Source organism: Xanthomonas codiaei (genome assembly GCF_002939785.1).
Taxonomy (GTDB): Bacteria; Pseudomonadota; Gammaproteobacteria; order Xanthomonadales; family Xanthomonadaceae; genus Xanthomonas; species Xanthomonas codiaei.
Map to the genome: position 1 here is coordinate 154,718 of NZ_MDEC01000003.1, position 18,517 is coordinate 173,234.

Annotated in this window: 11 protein-coding genes; 6 read left to right on the forward strand and 5 right to left on the reverse strand. The window is 67.2% G+C overall.

The window, feature by feature from the left end; genetic code table 11:
• Positions 1-161 precede the first annotated feature (161 nt).
• The 4 genes from galA to XcodCFBP4690_RS03195 form a co-directional block, all read right to left on the reverse strand.
• The gene (galA, locus tag XcodCFBP4690_RS03180) at positions 162-2,729 is read right to left on the reverse strand and encodes a beta-galactosidase GalA (RefSeq protein WP_104539604.1); all 2,568 of its coding nucleotides are present in this window, start codon (positions 2,727-2,729) and stop codon (positions 162-164) included.
• On the reverse strand, positions 2,726-3,928 hold the full coding sequence (locus XcodCFBP4690_RS03185) for a glycoside hydrolase family 53 protein (RefSeq protein WP_104539702.1): 1,203 nt from the start codon (positions 3,926-3,928) through the stop codon (positions 2,726-2,728). The genes galA and XcodCFBP4690_RS03185 overlap by 4 nt, the downstream gene beginning before the upstream one ends.
• A gap of 297 nt (positions 3,929-4,225) precedes the next feature.
• Complete coding sequence (locus XcodCFBP4690_RS03190; RefSeq protein ID WP_104539605.1) at positions 4,226-6,919, reverse strand: TonB-dependent receptor; 2,694 nt, start codon at positions 6,917-6,919, stop codon at positions 4,226-4,228.
• 357 nt (positions 6,920-7,276) lie between these two features.
• Complete coding sequence (locus XcodCFBP4690_RS03195; RefSeq protein WP_104539606.1) at positions 7,277-8,665, reverse strand: helix-turn-helix domain-containing protein; 1,389 nt, start codon at positions 8,663-8,665, stop codon at positions 7,277-7,279.
• Between the two features lie 135 nt (positions 8,666-8,800).
• Between XcodCFBP4690_RS03195 and XcodCFBP4690_RS03200 the strand changes: the two genes are divergently transcribed.
• From XcodCFBP4690_RS03200 to XcodCFBP4690_RS03225, 6 genes are all read left to right on the forward strand, one after another.
• Positions 8,801-10,306, forward strand: coding sequence for a CoA-acylating methylmalonate-semialdehyde dehydrogenase (locus XcodCFBP4690_RS03200; RefSeq protein WP_104539607.1), 1,506 nt, complete (start codon positions 8,801-8,803; stop codon positions 10,304-10,306).
• 10 nt (positions 10,307-10,316) lie between these two features.
• A complete protein-coding gene (locus XcodCFBP4690_RS03205; protein WP_104539608.1) occupies positions 10,317-11,498 on the forward strand; it encodes an acyl-CoA dehydrogenase family protein in 1,182 nt (393 codons plus the stop codon).
• On the forward strand, positions 11,495-12,292 hold the full coding sequence (locus XcodCFBP4690_RS03210) for an enoyl-CoA hydratase (protein WP_104539609.1): 798 nt from the start codon (positions 11,495-11,497) through the stop codon (positions 12,290-12,292). Before XcodCFBP4690_RS03205 ends, XcodCFBP4690_RS03210 begins: the two co-directional genes overlap by 4 nt.
• Positions 12,292-13,464, forward strand: coding sequence for an enoyl-CoA hydratase/isomerase family protein (locus XcodCFBP4690_RS03215; RefSeq protein WP_146091823.1), 1,173 nt, complete (start codon positions 12,292-12,294; stop codon positions 13,462-13,464). Before XcodCFBP4690_RS03210 ends, XcodCFBP4690_RS03215 begins: the two co-directional genes overlap by 1 nt.
• A 126-nt stretch (positions 13,465-13,590) precedes the next feature.
• On the forward strand, positions 13,591-14,493 hold the full coding sequence (mmsB, locus tag XcodCFBP4690_RS03220) for a 3-hydroxyisobutyrate dehydrogenase (RefSeq protein WP_208622682.1): 903 nt from the start codon (positions 13,591-13,593) through the stop codon (positions 14,491-14,493).
• Between the two features lie 558 nt (positions 14,494-15,051).
• Positions 15,052-16,032 (forward strand): cation diffusion facilitator family transporter, encoded by a 981-nt coding sequence (locus XcodCFBP4690_RS03225; protein ID WP_104539611.1) that lies wholly within the window; start codon positions 15,052-15,054, stop codon positions 16,030-16,032.
• A 190-nt stretch (positions 16,033-16,222) separates the two neighbouring features.
• Here XcodCFBP4690_RS03225 and XcodCFBP4690_RS03230 read toward each other — a convergent pair whose 3' ends face one another.
• Entirely contained in the window at positions 16,223-18,304 is a 2,082-nt protein-coding gene (locus tag XcodCFBP4690_RS03230) for a 3-hydroxyacyl-CoA dehydrogenase NAD-binding domain-containing protein (protein WP_104539612.1), read from the reverse strand.
• Positions 18,305-18,517 lie beyond the last annotated feature (213 nt).

Sequence of the window (18,517 nt, forward strand, 5' to 3'; positions counted from 1 at the left end):
ACCTGAGCGCCTCGAAGAACTGCTTCATCCGCCCGGGCATCCAGGGGGGTCTTGAAGAGTGGCCTTGGCGGATGCGCGCGACGAAGTGCACCCGGCCAGGTGCCGGCCCGAGACACCTCGGGCCGGCGACACGCGCGGCATCTGCCGCGCTGTCCTGCCGATCAGGTCACCGACGGCCGCGCTTTTGCCTGGCTACTGCGCAACGCCAGCCGCGCAGTGGTCAGCCCCGGCGCGCTTGCTTCCACGACCAGCGTGCCGGCCGTGCGCGTGGTCTGCAGCAGCGCCGCGCACAGCCCATTGAACGCCTTGCGTTGCGGCGCCTTGTCGTCTTCGTGGCTGCTGGGGTCGCCGTTGCCCACGCCGATCAGGCGTGCGGGGCCGCGCACGGCGAACTGCACCTGATTGTCGGCGGTCGGCACCATGTGCCCTTGCGCATCGACGATTTCCACCTTTACCACGGCCACATCTTCGGCATCGGCGTGCAGCCCATTGCGATCGCAGCTCAGGCGAATGGCGGCTGCGGCGCCGGCGGTTTCGCGGCGCTCGCTCAGCACCAGCTTGCCGCCGCGATAGCCGCGCGCTTCGATCGCGCCGGGCGCATAGGCCACGCGCCACTCGACATGCCCATAGGCCGGCACCTGCTGCAGGCCCTGGCTGACGCCGTTGACCAGCAGTTCCACCGCTTCGAGATTGCTATGGCACCAGACCGCGACATGGCTATTGTCGTCCGGCTGCAGCAGACCCTCCCAGTTCCAGTGCGGGAACAGGTGCAGCACTGGTTCGCTGGTCCACTGCGCCCGGTAGTACCAGTAGTTGTCCTTGGGAAAGCCGCAGCTGTCGAGCACGCCGAATTGCGAGGCTACATTGGGCCAGCGGTTGTACGGGGTGGGTTCGCCGCGGTAGTCGAAGCCGGTCCAGATGAAGCCGCCGGCGATATAGGGGCGTTGGGCGACATAGCTCCACCACGCTTCGGCGGTGCTGGCCCACCAGGGGTGATCCAGGTCGTAGGCGCGCGTGTAGCCGCGTTTGTCGTCGCGCCGATAGTTGCCGCGGACCGACACGGTGCTGCCGGTTTCGCTGCCGTAGATCGGAATGTTTGGATATTGCGCGTGGAAGCCGTCCATCTGGCTGGTGCGGTAGTTGAAGCCGACCACGTCCACCACCTGGCCAACGCCGTCGCCAAAGCCCTTGTCCATGGCGAAGGTGGTCGGGCGGGTGGGGTCGAGCTGGCGCACGCGCTGCTGCATGCGCGACACGATGCGCGCGCCGCGCTCGGTGACCTGCTGCGGCTCTTCGTTGCCGAGCGACCACAGGATCACGCTGGGATGATTGCGGCCGCGCCGCACCATGGTTTCCAGCTCGCCCATCGCCTCCGGGTCGGTGGACATGCGTCGGGTTTCTTCGATGACGAACATGCCCAAGCGGTCGCATAGCGCGAGTAGTTCGGGGGTGGCCGGGTTGTGCGAGCTGCGGTAGGCGTTGCAGCCCATCGACTTGAGTTGGCGAAGGCGCCATTCGTGCAGCGCATCCGGAATGGCGGTGCCGACGCCGGCATGATCCTGGTGATTGTTGGTGCCGTGCAGCTTGAGCGGGGCGCCGTTCAGCAGAAAGCCGCGCTGTGCGTCGAAGGCGATGCTGCGCACGCCAAACGGCGTGACCAGCGCATCGGTTGCCTTGCCGTTGCTGTGCACGCTGGTGGTCAGGCTGTAGAGCTGCGGGGTGTCGATCGACCACAGCGCGGCCTGGCCGAGCGGCAGGGTCTGTTCGACTACCTGCACCTGGCCCGGCGCAACCGTGATGGTTGCGCTGGCCGCCTGGGCAACGGTGCGTCCATCCGGTGCGGTGATGCGCGCCTGCACAACGCACTGGCGTGGCGTTGTGCCGTCGTTGCGTACTTCAGTGGAGACCTGCGCGGTGGCGTTGCCGCCCTCGATGCCGCTACGCACGAACACGCCGTGCTGCGGCACGTGCAGCGGATCGGTCTTTTGCAGCCACAGATGGCGGTAGATGCCGGCGCCCTCGTAGAACCAGCCTTCGCCCAGGGTGGCATCCACGCGCACGGCGATGACATTGGGCTTGCCGTAGTCGAGCACCTCGCTGAGGTCGACCTCGAAGCCGCAATACCCGCTGGCATTGCGGCCGACAATGTGGCCATTGCAGAACACGATGCAATCGCGGAACACACCGTCGAATACCAGGCAGATGCGTTTGCCCAGATCACTGGCCGGAATCTGCAGCGTGCGCCGGTACCAGCCCACGCTGTTTTCCGGAAAGCTCGTCCCCAGAGCCTTGTAGCCATGCGCCGCTGCCGGGTCTTCTTCGGTCATCGTGGCCGAGATCGGCTCCGGCCGGAACGGCAGGGTCACGGCCCAATCGTGCGGCAGGTCCACCTGTTGCCAGCCGCTGTCGTCGAAGACCGCCTGCGCAGCGGTGGCGGTGTCCTTGCCGGCCTTGGCGAAGCTGCGCTGGAACGTGCCGAAGTCGAAATCGCGTGACGCATCGCTGGCGTGGCCCAGATGGAAGCGCCAGCCGAAATCCAATAGCAGGCACTCGCGTGGCGCCAGCGCGGTATCGCCCAATGGGCCGACCGATGCCGTGTCCTTCGCGGCAGCGGGCGTAGCGAAGGCACCACCCGGAACCAGAGCGCCCGCGGCGCCCAATGGCAGCGCCGCGCTCACGCCGCTGGCCAGCATGCCGCGCAGCAGTTCGCGTCGGTTGATGCCGGTCATGGTTGGCTCCTGTTGCCGGCTTCGGCGGCGGGCGCAGGCGCAGGCGCCGCGGTGGCGGGGCGGTATGACGCTGGCGCGCCGGTGTAGGGATGCTGCATGAAGTCGATGGCCGGCAACACCTCGTTGCCGTGCTGGAAGTCGAAGAAGCTGGCGTTCTCCCATGACGAACCGGTGCCCCAGCGCGTTTTGCAGCTGCTGCTGGTCCAGGCCGGCTCCCAATACACGACGCCGGCACCGCCGGTATCGATCACCAGCTGGGTGAGATCGATCATGTACCTGGACTGGCCCTGCGGCGTGGCCGGATAGCCGGCAATCAGAGAGTCTTCACCCAGCAGGTTGTGCGAAGTGTCGCCGGATGCCAGCGTCCACGGGTAGGCGGTTTCCACCACCACCACGTCGGCATCGTAGCGGCTGCGCAGGCGCTTGATGGTCTTGCCCAGCTGCGCCATCGATTGGGTGGACCACTTGCGGTAGTAGCTGATGCCGATCAGGTCGAAGTCGGTGACGCCGGCCTTGGCAGCGGCAGCGAACCATGGCTCCACGTTTTCCGGCTGGGCGATATGCAGCATCACCCGCGGTTTTATCGCCGAGCGTGCACTCATGTCGCGTACCGCCTTGATGCCGGCGTTGAACAGTTTGGCGTTGCGCTGCCAGTCGATCGGACGTTTCTTGTCCCATGGCTGGCTGGCCATCAGGTCGGAATTGCTTTCGTTGCCCACCTGCACCAGCTCGGGCATCAGCCCGGCGCGGTCGAGCGCGCTGAGGGTGTCGTAGGTGAACCCGTAGAGGGTGCGCGCCAGCTCGTCGGTATCGGTGATGCTGGCCCAGGCCTTGGGAATCAGCTGTTTTTCGCCATCGGCCCAATCGTCGGAATAGTGCAGGTCCAGCAGCACCTGCATGCCCTGCGCGCGCGCGCGGGCAATGGTCTTCTTGACGTCGGACAGGTCGCTGTACTTGGTCCAGCGCGCATCGTTCCACAGCCGCACCCGCACCAGATTGGCGCCGTGCGCATGGAACAGTTCGAACGGATCCTTCACCACGCCGTTCTCGCGGTATTGCACGCCGCATTCCTCCATCTCGTTGACGTAGGACAAGTCCGCGCCGAGATACAGCGTGGCGGGGGGCTGGGCGGCGTGTGCGGAGACAGACAGCGCCAACGCCAGCAGCGTTGGCATCCAGAGACGGCGTGTAGAGCGCATGCAATTCCTCGACAGATCGAACATGGAGCGGCCGACAGCATGCTGCATGTGGCCGCCGTGCAGCGCAGGCGGTACGCGGAATCGAAACCTGGGTTGCAGTTCGCGTCTGCGTGCCGGCTGCGTCCGCCTGCTGCCGGCGCGATATGCGCCGGCGATGTAGTCGGAGCGGACGCACCGCGGTGCAGGCGCTAGGTCGCCAGCCGCTGCACGGAACCGGCCTGCACGATCCAGGCATGCACACGCGTGCGTGCGGTTCCTGCGTGGCTGCGATAGCCCGCCGCGCGTTGCCCCGTAGTCCTAGAACCGGTAGGTCGCTTCCAGCTGGTAGCGGCGCCCGAACAGTTGATAGCCGCCGTCGTCCTGGTTGGCCAGACGGTTGGGCTTGTTGTCGGTGTAGGCGCGCAGCGGCTCGTTGGTGAGGTTGCCGGCCTGGAAGCGGAAGCCCAGCTGCTTGCTGTACTGCCAGTTCAGGCTCAGATCCACCGTGCCTTCGCTCTGCAGGCGTGCCAGCCGCGCGGCATTCCAGCCGTACACCACCGTGTAGGGGCTGTGGTACTTGTAGCCCACGCGCGCTTCGAAGGTGCCGTTGCTGTACCACAGGTCGAAGGTGCCGGTCTTGCGTGCCAGTCCGCTCAGCGGCAGCGGGTTGTCTTCCGGCGAGAACTCCTTGAGGTTGGAGTCGACCAGCGAGAAGTTGGAGTAGACGCCGAAGTTCTCCAGGTGCGGGATGAAGAAGAACGGGGTCTGGAAGGTGAGCTCCACGCCGTTGATATGGCCGCCGCCGCCATTGAACGGTGCGCTGACCAGGTAGTCCAGGCCGTTGATCACTTCGCGGTCGGTACGGTAGCCGATGCTCGAATCCACTTCCTTGCGGTACACCGCCAATGCCGCCAGCGCTTCCTTGTGGAAATACCACTCGTAGGACACGTCGAGCTGGGTGGCCTCGAACGGATCCAGCTGGGGGTTGCCGCCGCTGCCGGTGAGCTGGCCGACGGTGACGGTGGGGTCGTCCAGGCGACGGCCGGTGCGCAGTTCGTCCAGCGGCGGACGCGCGATGACCTTGGCCGCGGACAAGCGCAGGATGCGTTGATCGTCGATCAGGAAGTTGAGCGTGGCGCTGGGCAGCACGTCGGTGTATTCCTTGCTGGCGCTGCTGGGCTGCACATTGCCGCCGACCGAATCGAAGCCCTGGCTATCGGTCCTGGTGTTGACCAGGCGCACGCCCACATTGCCGGTGACATCGGTGCCGAACAGCTGCGAGCTGAAGACCGCCTTGGCGAAGGCCTCGCGCACGTCTTCCTTGACGTTCCAGTGGTCCAGCATCTGCTCGTTGAGCGCGGCCGGGTCGAAGCCGCCGAACCCGATCCGCGCGATTTCGGCCATGTTGCCGCCGGTCAGCGTGGGCACGTTCAAGTCCGGCATGGTGACCGGGTAGATCAGGTCCTGGTACGCCGAAATCGGCTGGTCGAAGCCGGATTGGTTGCCGATGAAGTGGCGGTTCTGCTTTTCGCGCCGCGCCGCGCGTGCGCCGAATTCCAGCGAGGTGAACGGGCCTGCATCGACCGGGCGGCTGGCGTTGAGCGCCAGCGCGGCGATCTTGTCGCGCAGCGCCTGCGGTTCGGTCTGGCCGTTGATGCCCCACTCGGGCGTGTCCGAGCTGGTGCTGATGGTCGGTGTCACGCTGCGGCGGAAATCGAACGACACCGTGTCCGGGTTGCTGCCAAAGCGCACCGCCTGCCAGGTGTTGTCGCGCTTGGCCTGCGAGAACGACAGGTCGCTGCCCAGGGTCCACACATCGCCGCTCCACTTGGCGTTCAAGCCGCCGGCGGTGAGCGTCTTGACCTCGTTGTAGTGGCTGACCACGTGGTCGACCTGCAGGTTGGAGTTGGCCAGGGTGCCGGCCACCACGTCGCCATCGACAATGGTGTAGGACGAGCCCGGCGTGGTGTACGGGTTGGTCGCGCCGGAGAAGGTGCTGAAGGCCAGGCCGTTGAACCAGTTCTGCAGCTGGTCTTCGTCGATCTCGATGCGCGAGTACAAGCCGTCGAACTTCAATTCGAAATTGCCCGAGCGCCACTGCACCGTGCCCATCGCGCCGGTGCGGGTCTGGTCGATCAGTTTGAGCTGGTCGGCCGCGCCCCACGGCGTGGGATCCGGAGTGCCATCGCCGTTGACGTCGCGCGAGGTGGTCGCATCGGTGTAGCCCCAGCTGCCGATCGAGGAGCTGGCGTTCTTCTGCTTCTGGTAGGTGGCGCCGAAGGCCACCGCCAGGTTGTCGTTGAGCTTGTGCACCCAGCTGGCACCGAAGCGGCTGCCCCACGGCGTGTAGCCATCCACGTCCTTGGCGTGGTCGTAGAACACCGGGCCGGCGGTGCCGACGAAGCCCGGGCCGGTGTAGTTCAGCGGGCTGATGGTGGAGATGTCCACGGTGGCGGCAAGGCCGCCGGCCACCAGGTCGGCCGACTGGGTCTTGTAGACCTTGACGGTGGAGACGATCTCGGTGGGAAACACTTCCCAGCGCACCGCCCGGTTGGGCTCGGAGGAGGCGATCTCGCGTCCGTTGACGGTGCCCATGGTCATGCGCGGGCCCAGGCCACGCACGGTGGCCAGGCTCTCGTTGCCGCGGTCGCGGGTGCCGTTGACGCCGGGCAGGCGCACCAGCGCCTCGGCCACGGTGACGTTGGGCATCTGTCCCATGTTGTCCGCAGAGATCACTTCCATGACGTGATCGGACATCTGCTTGGCCTGCACGGCCTGATTCAGGCTGGCGCGCTGGCCGATGACGGTGATGTTGTCCAGCGTCACCGGCGCCTGGCCATTGCTGGCGGCGCTGCTGGTGTCGCTGGCCGGCGGTGCCGCCGGTGCGGTGTCCTGCGCGTGCGCGCTGAAGGCGGTGGCCAGCACGCAGGCGATGGTGGTGCAGAGCACGTCGCGGACCGGGGTGCGGCGCGCAGGCCGGCTGGCCGAGCGAGCGGTATGGTGAACAGGCATCGGTTGATCCCTCCCAGGACAAAGTGACCGAATAAGGTGTTGGCTGCGGCGGCCTGCCGGCGCCGGGGTGGGCCTGGCGCGAATGGGCGGGCGTGGCGTGAGGCGGTAATGCGTGTTGCGGTGTGTTCGTGTAACGCCGGTACGCTGGATGAGCGCACTGGCATCCCCCTGTCCTGCATGTGTCCGCTTCAGGGTAGAAGCGTGAGTCATTCCATTCCAATGAAGCATTTTGCGAGAGCTATCTCGGCTTGGAATGCTGCATTGCAGCGTTAGTGTATTCTTCGTCACACTCCCGCGTCGGTGAGGCCAGCGACGATCAATGGTTGCCCCAGGTCGCGGCAGTGTGCCCTGGTCTCCTTATCGGCGCGCACTGGCCGGAAGCCGGGGCAGCGCCGGAAATGCACGCTGCACGCAATCGCTGCGCTCGCAGGTCAGGCAGCCCGGCCCGATCGGCACCGCATCGTCCACCGCGCCCAGGTCCCAGCCGCGCGCATAGACCAGTTGGTCGGCATGCCGCAGGTCGCAGCCCATCGCCAGCGCAAAGGTCTTGCGCGGGCGGCCGTAGCCTGGCGGCCCGCTGCTGACCTGGCGTGCCAGCCAGAAATAGCGCCGCCCGTCGGGCATGCGCGCGATCTGGGTGAGGATGCGGTCGGGCTGGTTGAAGGCTTCGTACACGATCCACAGCGGGCAGGCGCCGCCGACGTGGGAAAAATGGAAGTCGGTGGCCGAGTGGCGCTTGGAGACGTTGCCGGCGCGGTCCACCCGCATGAAGAAGATCGGCAAGCCCACCGCGCCGCGCCGCTGCAGGGTGCTCAAGCGATGGCAGACCGCTTCGAAACCCACGCCGAAACGATCCGCCAGCCATTCGATGTCGTAGCGCGAGGCTTGCGCACTGTGCAGGAAATCGCTGTACGGCATCACCAGCGCGCCGGCGAAATAGTTGGACAACCCGATCCGCGATAGCGCGATGCGCTCGGCATCGGCGAAGCCGGCATCGGCGATGCGCGCCTCCAGTAGCGGGGCGCATTCCAGCAAGGCCAGTTGCGCGGCCAGTTGGAACGCCTGCTGGCCGGGGCGCAGGTGCGCCGGCAGCCACAGCACGCGCGCCTGCGCATCCACATGCCGCTTGTCGTGGTGCAGATCGGGCGATTCCTGCACCAGCAGGCCATGGCGGTCGGCCAGGCGTTGACGCAGCCGCAGCGGCAGGCTGTCGGTGGTCGCGCCGAGCTCGGCGTGCAGGGCTTCGGCGCGCTCGTCCAGTTCGGGCAGGTAGTTGTGCGCGCGGTTGAAGTAATCGCGCACCTGCTCGCCGGGCGACAGCGACGGCATTGCCGCATGCCCCACGCCAACCTGTACTTCCAGCGCGGCATTGCGCTCCAGCAGATGCTGGTGGGCGCGCTGCAGGTCCAGCAAGGCCTGCGCTACCTGAGGCAGGTTGCCGGTAAGCGCACGCAGCTCGGGCGGCGACAAGGTGTGGCCCAGGCTGCGCAGCGCATCGTCCAGCGGCTCGACCAGGGCAGCCGGGTCGTCCAGGTCGTGCAGGCCGTCCAGCTCGCCCAGCGTGGCCTTGAGGCGCTGCTGGATCGCCAGGGTCAGCGGCCGCTGGTTGCGCTCGATCTGGTTCAGATAGCTGGGCGACAGGCCCAGCCGGCGCGCCAGCTCGGCCTGGGTCAGGCCGTGGCGCTGGCGCAGCCGCTGCAGGCGCAGGCCGAGCTGATGCCGCAAGGAGGTGAGGGATTGGGGCATTCGCAAACTTCGCAAAAGTTTGTAGGAAGCTTAGCGCGATTAAGCAATCCATGGCTGGGAATGCCCGGGCCGGGTGCGAACAATGCGAAGTACTGGGCCGGCGTGGCCCGATGCCCCCTATGAGCGAGCCCCGTGATGAGCGAATCCGTCCCCCGCGTATCCCTGTTGATCGATGGTGAAATGGTGGTCTCGGCCAGCGACCAGTGGCAGGACGTGGTCAACCCGGCCGACCAGTCGGTGCTGGCGCAGGTGCCGTTCGCCACCGTCGCCGAGGTCGATGCCGCCGTTGCCGCAGCCAGCCGGGCCTTCGTCGGCTGGCGCAAGACGCCGATCGGCACCCGCGCGCGCATCTTTCTGAAGTACCAGCAGCTGATCCGCGAGCACATGCCCGAGCTGGCCGCGCTGCTCAGCGCAGAGCAGGGCAAGACCCTGGCCGATGCCGAGGGCGATGTGTTCCGCGGACTGGAGGTGGTGGAGCACGCCGCGGCGATCGGCAACCTGCAACTGGGCGAGCTGGCCAACAACGTCGCCACCGGCGTGGACACCTACACCTTGCTGCAGCCGCTGGGCGTGTGCGCCGGCATCACCCCGTTCAACTTCCCGGCGATGATTCCGCTGTGGATGTTCCCGATGGCGATTGCCACTGGCAACACCTTCGTGCTCAAGCCCTCCGAGCAGGACCCGATGGTGACCATGCGGCTGGTGGAACTGGCGCTGGAGGCGGGCATTCCCAAGGGCGTGCTCAACGTGGTGCACGGCGGCGAAGCGGTGGTCAATGCGCTGTGCGATCACCCCGATATCAAGGCCTTGTCGTTCGTCGGCTCCACTAAGGTGGGCACGCATGTGTACCGCCGCGCCTCGCTGGCCGGCAAGCGCGTGCAATGCATGATGGGCGCCAAGAACCATGCCGTGGTGCTGCCGGACGCCAACCAGGAGCAGACGCTCAATGCGATGGTTGGTGCCGCTTTCGGTGCGGCCGGCCAGCGCTGCATGGCCGCCTCCACTCTGGTGCTGGTCGGCGAGGCGCGGCAGTGGATTCCGCAGCTGGTGGACAAGGCCAGGCAGCTGAAGCTCGGCGCGGGCAACGCCGCTGGCACCGATGTCGGCCCGCTGATTTCCTGCGCCGCGCGCGAGCGCGTGGAGGCGTTGATCGCCTCGGGCGTGGAGCAGGGTGCCACGCTGGAACTGGACGGGCGCGCGCCGCAGGTGCCGGGGTTCGAGCAGGGCAACTTCGTCGGCCCGACGATCTTTTCCGGGGTCAGGCCGGGTATGCGCATCTACGACGAAGAAATCTTCGGGCCGGTGCTGGTGATCCTGGGCGCCGAGACGCTGGACGAGGCCATTGCGCTGGTCAACGCCAATCCCAACGGCAATGGCACCGCGCTGTTCACCCAGTCCGGCGCGGCCGCGCGGCGTTTCCAGGAAGACATCGACGTGGGCCAGGTCGGCATCAACGTGCCGATCCCGGTGCCGGTGCCGCTGTTTTCCTTCACCGGCTCGCGCGCCTCCAAGCTCGGCGACCTCGGCCCGTACGGCAAGCAGGTGGTGATGTTCTACACCCAGACCAAGACGGTGACCGCGCGTTGGTTCGACGACCAGACGCTGAGCCATGGCGTCAACACCACTATCTCCCTCAAGTGAGCCGATCGCCATGAATGCAGCCATCCAGCTCCACCCCAACGCGACCGATCTGAACGACGAGCAGGAAGCCTTCCGTGCCGCCGCGCGCGACTTCGCCGACAAGGAACTCGCCCCGCACGCCGCGCAGTGGGACGCGGAAGGGCACTTCCCGCGCGAGGCCATCGCCAAGGCCGCCGAACTGGGCTTCTGCGGCCTGTACACCGACGAGGGCGTGGGCGGCCTGGGCATGCGTCGGCTCGATGCGGCAGTGGTGTTCGAGGAACTGGCGACGGTCGATCCCTCCACCTCGGCCTTCATCAGCATCCACAACATGGCCACCTGGTTGATCGCCAGCTACGGCAGCGACGCGGTGCGCGCACAGTGGGGCGAGGCGATGACCAGCGGTGCCAAGCTGGGCTCGTACTGCCTGACCGAACCGGGCAGCGGTTCGGATGCGGCCTCGCTGAAGACGCGTGCGCAGCGCGATGGCGACAGCTACGTGCTCAACGGCAGCAAGGCCTTCATTTCCGGCGCCGGCGCCACCGATGTGCTGGTGGTGATGGCGCGCACCGGCGAGGACGGCGCGCGTGGCATCAGCGCCTTCGTGGTGCCTGCCGATGCGCCCGGCATCAGCTACGGCCGCAAGGAAGAGAAGATGGGCTGGAACAGCCAGCCCACGCGCGGGGTGACCTTCGCCGATGTGCGCATTCCCGCCACCAACCTGCTCGGCAAGGAAGGCGAAGGCTTCAAGATGGCGATGAAGGCACTGGATGGCGGCCGCATCAATATCGCCGCCTGCTCGCTGGGCGCCGCGCAGGGCGCGCTGGATGCCGCGCGCCGCTACATGGGCGAGCGCCGCCAGTTCGGCAAGAAACTGGCCGATTTCCAGGCCTTGCAGTTCAAGCTCGCCGACATGGCCACCCAGCTGGTGGCCGCGCGGCAGATGGTGCACACCGCTGCGCGCAAGCTCGATGCCGGCAGCCATGACGCAACGGTGTGGTGCGCGATGGCCAAGCGCTTCGCCACCGACGCCGGCTTTGCCATCTGCGATGAGGCACTGCAGATTCACGGCGGGTATGGCTATATCCGCGAGTACCCGATCGAGCGATTGCTGCGCGACAGCCGCGTGCATCGCATCCTGGAAGGCACCAACGAAGTGATGCGCATGATCGTGGCGCGTCATCTGCTCAACGGCGAGGAGGAACTGCGATGAGCGAGTGGGAAGGGCGCGTGCACACCGGCCTGCAGGTCGAACGCGATGGCCATGTGGCCATCGTCACGCTGAGCAACCCGCCGGCCAATACCTGGACCGTACAGAGCCTACCGGCCTTGCGCGAGCTGGTGCATGCCCTGGATACCGACCGCAGCGTGTACGCGCTGGTGATCACCGGCGAAGGCGAGAAGTTCTTCAGCGCCGGTGCCGACCTCAAGCAGTTTGCCAGCGGCGATCATGCCGTGGCACGCGAAGCGGCACGGCGCTTCGGCGAAGCCTTCGAGGCCTTGAGCGCGTTCCGCGGCGTGTCGATTGCCGCCATCAACGGCTATGCGATGGGCGGCGGGCTGGAATGCGCACTGGCCTGCGATCTGCGCATTGCCGAGCAGCACGCACAGCTGGCCCTCCCGGAAGCCAGCGTCGGCCTGCTGCCATGCGCAGGCGGTACGCAGAACCTGCCGCGCTTGGTCGGCGAGGGTTGGGCCAAGCGCATGATCCTGCTCGGCGAACGCATCGATGCCGCCACCGCGCAGCGCATCGGATTGGTGGAAGAGGTCGTCGGCCAGGGCGAGTCGCGCGCGTTGGCGATCGCCTGGGCGCAGCGCGTCGGCAAGCAGAGCCCGGTCAGCGTTGCGGCCTGCAAGCGCTTGGTGCAGGCCACCCGCACCGGCACCCACGCCGCAGCCCTGGTGGCCGAACGCGAGGCCTTCGTGGATCTGTTCGAGCAGGCCGACCAGGCCGAAGGCGTTGCCGCGTTCCTGGAAAAGCGCGCGCCGCGCTGGAGCGCCTCCTGATGCCGGACAGCAGCGCACGCGACGATGCGCCGGTGCTGTTCGAACAGCGCAACTGCGCCGACGGGCACCGCATCGGCATCGCCACCTTGAACGCGCCCAAGACCCTCAACGGGCTGTCGCTGGAGATGACACGGCTGCTGGATGCGCAGCTGCGGGCCTGGGCCGACGATGCGCAGATCGCCTGCGTGGTGTTGCGTGGCGCCGGCGACAAGGCCTTGTGTGCCGGTGGCGATCTGCATGGGCTCCACCAGAGCATGCGCGCGCATCGCGAGGCGGTGCCCGACGCTGCCCAGCGACGCGCCAGGCCGCAGGACAATGCGCACGCCGTCGCCTTCTTCGAAGAAGAATATCGGCTGGATCACCGCATCCACACCTATCCCAAGCCGCTACTGTGCTGGGGTCATGGCATCGTGATGGGCGGCGGGATAGGGCTGATGTCCGGCGCCAGCCATCGCGTGGTCACCGAGCGCTCGCGCCTGGCCATGCCTGAAATCACCGTTGGCCTGTTCCCGGATGTGGGCGGCAGCTGGCTGCTGCGGCGCGTGCCGGACGGCGCCGGCCTGTTCCTGGCGTTGACCGGGGCCCCACTCACTGCCAGCGATGCCATCCATGCCGGGCTGGCCGACGTGCGGCTGGAGCATGCGCAGTATCCGGCAGTGCTGGAAGCGCTCAGCGCGCATGCGTGGAGCGGCGATGCGCAGGAGGACCGCGCGCAACTGGGCGCCTTCCTGCAGGGCATTGCACAGCCGCTGGAGCCGGGCCCGCTGCAACTGCATGCGGGGTTGATCGCGCAACTGGTGTCCGGCGACACGCTGGAACAGGTCGTCGCGGCCATCGACGCCCTGCAGAGCGAAGACGCCTGGCTGCAGGCTGCGCGCAGCACTTTGGCCGCCGGTGCGCCGGGGTCGGCACGTCTGGCCTGGGAACTGCAACGTCATCCTGGCACCACCACGCTGGCCGACACGTTCCGTACCGAGTATGTGGTGGCGTTGCATGCTGCCGCGCATGGCGATTTCGCCGAAGGCATCCGCGCGCTGCTGATCGACAAGGATCGCCAGCCGCGCTGGCAACCGGCATCGCTGGGCGAAGCCGATGCGGCGTGGGCAGCAACCTTCTTCGATGCCCCATGGCCGGCGGCGCAGCATCCGCTGGCCGACCTGGGCACGCGCTAGGCATGGCGATATGCGGCGCCGTGCAGGCGGGCGCGCTTGCGCGCCGCCGCGCCCCGCGGCCGTGCAGTCGCAAGGTCGCTGCCGGCCAGGATGCACTATGTTTCTTCTTCTGATGAACGCTCCACCCTGGAGATCGACACGATGAGCAAGATCGCCTTTATCGGCCTGGGCAACATGGGTGGTCCGATGGCCGCCAACCTGATCAAGGCCGGGCACCAGTTGCGTGTGTTCGACCTGGTGCCTGCCGCGCTGGACACTGCTGCAGCCGCCGGCGCGCACCCGGCTGGCTCGGCGCACGACACCCTGGCCGACGCCGAGATCGTCATTTCGATGCTGCCTGCCAGCCGCCATGTGGAGGGCCTGTACTTGGGCGACGACGGCATCCTGGCGCAGATTCCAGACGGCGCGCTGGTCATCGACTGCAGCACCATTGCACCGGTGTCCACGCGCAAGGTGGCCGACGCCGCCCACGCACGCGGGTTGGCGATGCTGGACGCCCCGGTCTCCGGCGGCACTGCCGGTGCGGCGGCCGGCACGCTGACCTTCATCGTCGGTGGAGCCGCCGGGGCGCTGGAGCGTGCGCGCCCCGTGCTGCAGGCGATGGGCAAGAACATCTTCCACGTCGGCGACAACGGCGCCGGCCAGGTCGCCAAGCTGTGCAACAACATGGCGTTGGGCGTGATCATGGCCGCCACCGGCGAGGCGCTGGCGCTGGGCGTGGCGCAGGGCCTGGACCCGGCGGTGCTGTCGCAGATGATGGCGGTCAGCACCGGCCGCAGCTGGGCCACCGAGGTCTGCAATCCCTGGCCGGGCGCGCTGCCCAACGCACCGGCTTCGCGCGGCTACAGCGGCGGCTTCGGCAACGATCTGATGCTCAAGGACCTGGGGCTGGTGGCCGAATCGGCAGTGCAGGCAGGTGTCTCGATCCCGCTGGGCGAGCTGGCGCGCAATCTGTATGCGATGAACAGCCAGGCCGGCAACGGCGCGTTGGATTTCTCCAGCGTGGTCAAGCTGGTCGCCAAGGTGTGAGAGCGGCTTACAAGACCACTGCGTCCACCGGCAAGTGGACCTCGCCGGCGTTGTAACTTGCCTGCGTCGTGTGATTGAACAGGAGGGCGTAGCGGGCAGAGCGATGATCTGCGGCCTGGCTGCAAGGCCCTTGCCCGCCCACCATCGCGGGACGCGCCGCAAGTACGTCCCTGTAGGCTCTTATGCGGCATCCATGCCGCCTAAGGTCCCGCGACGGTAGGCGGGCAAGGGCCTGTCGGGATGGTCGGTATGCATGCTTGTAAGCAGTGCGTGTAGCGCGGTGTCTGACGAAGCGCGGTCTGGTCAGCCTCTTCCACCCAAGCAATCGGACTGCCTCAACGACATCCTTCCACTCGCCAATGAAGGCAGTGGGGTCAGTGCGTGCCACCATTGCGACGGTGTTCGAGCGCTTGTGTCAGCCGCTTCAATTGGCTGCCCGGCTCGGGCAATACGGCGCAGCGCCGTGCTCATGTGATGTGATTTCATCACGCACAGGTGTAATAGTCTCCGCATGCCCACGCGCCTACTGTGTGCGCGCACTGCACGAGGCCGCACAGCATGGGACACGACCACAACCACGCCCCCAGCGAAATCCGCCACGAAGCACCGCTATGGTGGGCGCTCGGCCTGACGGCCACCTTCCTGGTGGCCGAAGTCATCGGCGCGTTTGTGTCCAACAGTCTGGCCTTGCTGTCCGATGCCGCGCACATGGCCACCGACACGCTCGGCCTGATGATCGCCTTGCTTGCCGTGCGGCTGAGCCGGCGCCCGGCCGACGCACGCCGTACCTACGGCTATGTGCGCCTGGAGGCGCTGGGAGCGCTGGTCAATGGTGCACTGCTGTTCGTCGTGGGCGCCTACATCCTGTGGGAAGCCGTGCAACGCTTTCGCGCCCCGCAGGACATTTCCTCCAACGGCATGCTGCTGATCGCCGGGCTGGGCCTGGTGATCAACCTGATCGCGATGAAGCTGCTGCATGCCGGCAGCGGCGAAAGCCTCAACGTCAAGGGCGCCTACCTGGAAGTCTGGAGCGACATGCTCGGCTCGGTGGCGGTGATCATCGGTGCCTTGCTGATCCGCTGGACCGGCTGGCACTGGATCGACCCGGTGCTTGCGGTGCTGATCGGCCTGTGGGTGCTGCCGCGCACCTGGGTGCTGCTGCGCGAAGCAATCAACGTCTTGCTGGAAGGTGTGCCCAAGGGCATCGACCTGGCGCAGGTACGACAGGCCCTGGCCGGCTATCCGGGCGTGGACGATGTGCACGACCTGCATGTCTGGGCACTGGCCTCCAGCACGCCCGCACTCACCGCACACGTGGTGGTGGGCGAGTCCGTCGACCGCGACCAGCTGCGCGACGCACTCGCCGCGCTCCTGCACGAACGCTTCGATATCGATCACGTAACCCTGCAGGTGGAAAGCGGCGATTGCGGTACCGACCCCTGCGGTACCCCAGCCAGCGGCCAGCAGCACGGGCACGCTGGGCATGCTGGACACCGGCATGGGCACTCGCATGCGCATGGAGATCATCACCACCACTGAGGCGTTGCGATGCTCGAGAGGGCGGTGCGTGGACTCTGCCGCAACGCTTGAAGCGTCCCCGGACATCTGCATCGAACTCGTATCGCGGCATGGCGCAGCAGCGTGTCCGCCGATTGATGAGCGCAAACGCAAGAAGCCGCCATGGGCGGCTTCTTGCGTATCAGGGCCTGCTACTCAGGTCAGCTCGGCCTCACGCCACCGGCTCGCGCAACACCGGCGAGTCCCAGCCCGGGCGCGGAGCGAAACGTTCGCCGTAGCGGGCATGCAGCGCCTGCAGGCGCGCCAGCAACGCGTCGGCGCCGGCACTGCGGATGTGCTGGATCGGGCCGCCGCGGAACGGGGCGAAGCCGGTACCGAAGATCACGCCGGCATCGAGCAGGTCGGCATCGGCCACCACGCCGTCGTGCAGGCAGGCCACCGCTTCGTTGAGCAGTGGCAGGATCAGGCGGTCTTCCAGGTCGGCCGGCACGGCGTAGCCGCTGGCCACCTCAGGTTTGATCGCACGTCCGTTCTCCCATTTGTACAACCCCTGTCCATCCTTCTTGCCGCGCTTGCCGGCTTCCACGGTCGCCAGGGCGGCTGGAATCGGCAGGTGCAGGAATGGCGCCAGTTCCGCACCGACGCCGGCAGCCACGTCCAGGCCCACGGTGTCGATCAGTTCGATCGGCCCCATCGGCATCCCGAACTTGACTGCGGCCTTGTCCAGCACCGGGCCGGGAATGCCTTCGGCATACGCGGTGGCCGCTTCCAGCAGGTACGGAAACAGCACGCGGTTGACCAGGAACCCGGGTGTGCCGGCCACCGGCACCGGAAACTTGTCCAGCGCCTTGCAGAACGCCGCCAGGCGCGCCACGTTGGCTGGATCCAGCCCGTCATGCTGCACGATCTCCACCAGCGGCATCATCGCCACCGGGTTGAAGTAATGCAGGCCGGCGAACTGGGCCGGGCGCAACAGGTGGCCGCGCAACTCGCTCAACGGGATCGACGAGGTGTTGGTGGTCAGCACCGCATCGGGCTTGAGCTGCGGTTCGATCGACTGATACAGCTCGCGCTTGGCCTGCGGGTTCTCGATGATCGCTTCGATCACCAGGTCTGCCTGCGCCACGCCTGCACCGGCCAGATCGCCACGCAGGCGTGCAGCCACCGCCGGGCGCTTGGCCTCGTCCTTGACCCGCTTGGCGAACAGCTCGCCGCCACGGCCCAGCGCGGTGTCGATGAAGCGCTGCTCGCGATCCTGCAGCGTGACCTCGAAGCCCTTGTAGGCGGCCCACGCTGCGATATCGCCGCCCATCACGCCGGCGCCGATCACATGCACGTGGCGGATCGGAGCCGCTGCCGTGCCGCTGGCATCCTTGCTGCCCAGCGCCTTCAGCCGCTCGGTGAGGAAGAAGATACGGATCAGGTTGCGTGCGGCCGGGGTGCTGGCGAGCTTGACCACCGCCTTGCGCTCGGCAGCCAGGCGCGCCTGGATGCCGCTGCCACCGGCACGTTCCCAGACATCGATCAACGCGTAAGGCGCCGGGTAATGCTCCTTGCGCGCCTTGCGCGCGACCTGCTTGCGCATCTGTGGCGCCAGCAGCTTGCGCGCAAGCAGGGTGTTGGTGGCCCAGGCGGTGGCGCGTTGCTTGAGCGGACGCGTGGTGCCGGCCAGCGCCAGCGCAGCGGCCACGTCGACCAGCACGGCCGGTGCCGCGACCTTGTCCACCAGGCCCATCGCGCGCGCGGCCTTGGCCGAGACGGTGCGGCCGGTCAGCATCAGGTCCATCGCCGCAGGCGCGCCGATCAGTCGCGGCAAGCGGGCGCTGCCGCCCCAGCCGGGAAAGATGCCGAGCTTGGTTTCCGGCAGGCCGATGCGGGTGCTGCCGTCGTCGGAGGCCGCCCGGTAACGGCAGGCCAGCGCGATTTCGGTACCGCCGCCCATGCAGAAGCCATGGATGGCCGCCACCGTGGGGCAGGGCAGTTCGGCCAGCTTCTGGAACACCTGCTGGCCGCGATGGATCGCGTCGTTGACCGTGCCCTTGCGGTCGAAGTCCTGGAATTCCTTGAGGTCGGCACCGGCAATGAAGCCGTTGGCCTTGGCCGAGCGCAGCACCACGCCCTTGGGCGGGTCCAGCGCCAGCCGTTCCACCAGTGCGCCCAGCTCGAGCAGCACCTCCTGCGAAAATGCGTTGACCGCTGCGCCCTGGCGATCGAGGCTGAGCACGAGCACGCCGTCCTCGCGCAGGTCGGCCTGCCAGTGGCTGAATCGGAGCCCGTCGAAACCTGGAAGCATGCGGTTGGCCGTCCGGCGATATAAGGAAAGGCCGTTATCATCCAGAGGTTGTTTCCTTCACGTCAAATACCCATACCTGACGACAGGGACGGCGCGCGCTTGGGCGCGGCGTCGCTGGCAGCGCATCGGCACCGCCTCCCGGATGCGTGACGATCGTAGGGATCGGTATGAACTTTCCTCTTCAACGGCGGTCTCATTGCCCGACTTCGGTGG

Bases quoted from the DNA above. Each gene is read 5' to 3' on its own strand.
- galA (WP_104539604.1), bottom strand. From the start codon at position 2,729: ATGACCGGCATCAACCGACGCGAACTGCTGCGCGGCATGCTGGCCAGC.
- XcodCFBP4690_RS03185 (WP_104539702.1), bottom strand. From the start codon at position 3,928: ATGCGCTCTACACGCCGTCTCTGGATGCCAACGCTGCTGGCGTTGGCG.
- XcodCFBP4690_RS03190 (WP_104539605.1), bottom strand. From the start codon at position 6,919: ATGCCTGTTCACCATACCGCTCGCTCGGCCAGCCGGCCTGCGCGCCGC.
- XcodCFBP4690_RS03195 (WP_104539606.1), bottom strand. From the start codon at position 8,665: ATGCCCCAATCCCTCACCTCCTTGCGGCATCAGCTCGGCCTGCGCCTG.
- XcodCFBP4690_RS03200 (WP_104539607.1), top strand. From the start codon at position 8,801: ATGAGCGAATCCGTCCCCCGCGTATCCCTGTTGATCGATGGTGAAATG.
- XcodCFBP4690_RS03205 (WP_104539608.1), top strand. From the start codon at position 10,317: ATGAATGCAGCCATCCAGCTCCACCCCAACGCGACCGATCTGAACGAC.
- XcodCFBP4690_RS03210 (WP_104539609.1), top strand. From the start codon at position 11,495: ATGAGCGAGTGGGAAGGGCGCGTGCACACCGGCCTGCAGGTCGAACGC.
- XcodCFBP4690_RS03215 (WP_146091823.1), top strand. From the start codon at position 12,292: ATGCCGGACAGCAGCGCACGCGACGATGCGCCGGTGCTGTTCGAACAG.
- XcodCFBP4690_RS03225 (WP_104539611.1), top strand. From the start codon at position 15,052: ATGGGACACGACCACAACCACGCCCCCAGCGAAATCCGCCACGAAGCA.
- XcodCFBP4690_RS03230 (WP_104539612.1), bottom strand. From the start codon at position 18,304: ATGCTTCCAGGTTTCGACGGGCTCCGATTCAGCCACTGGCAGGCCGAC.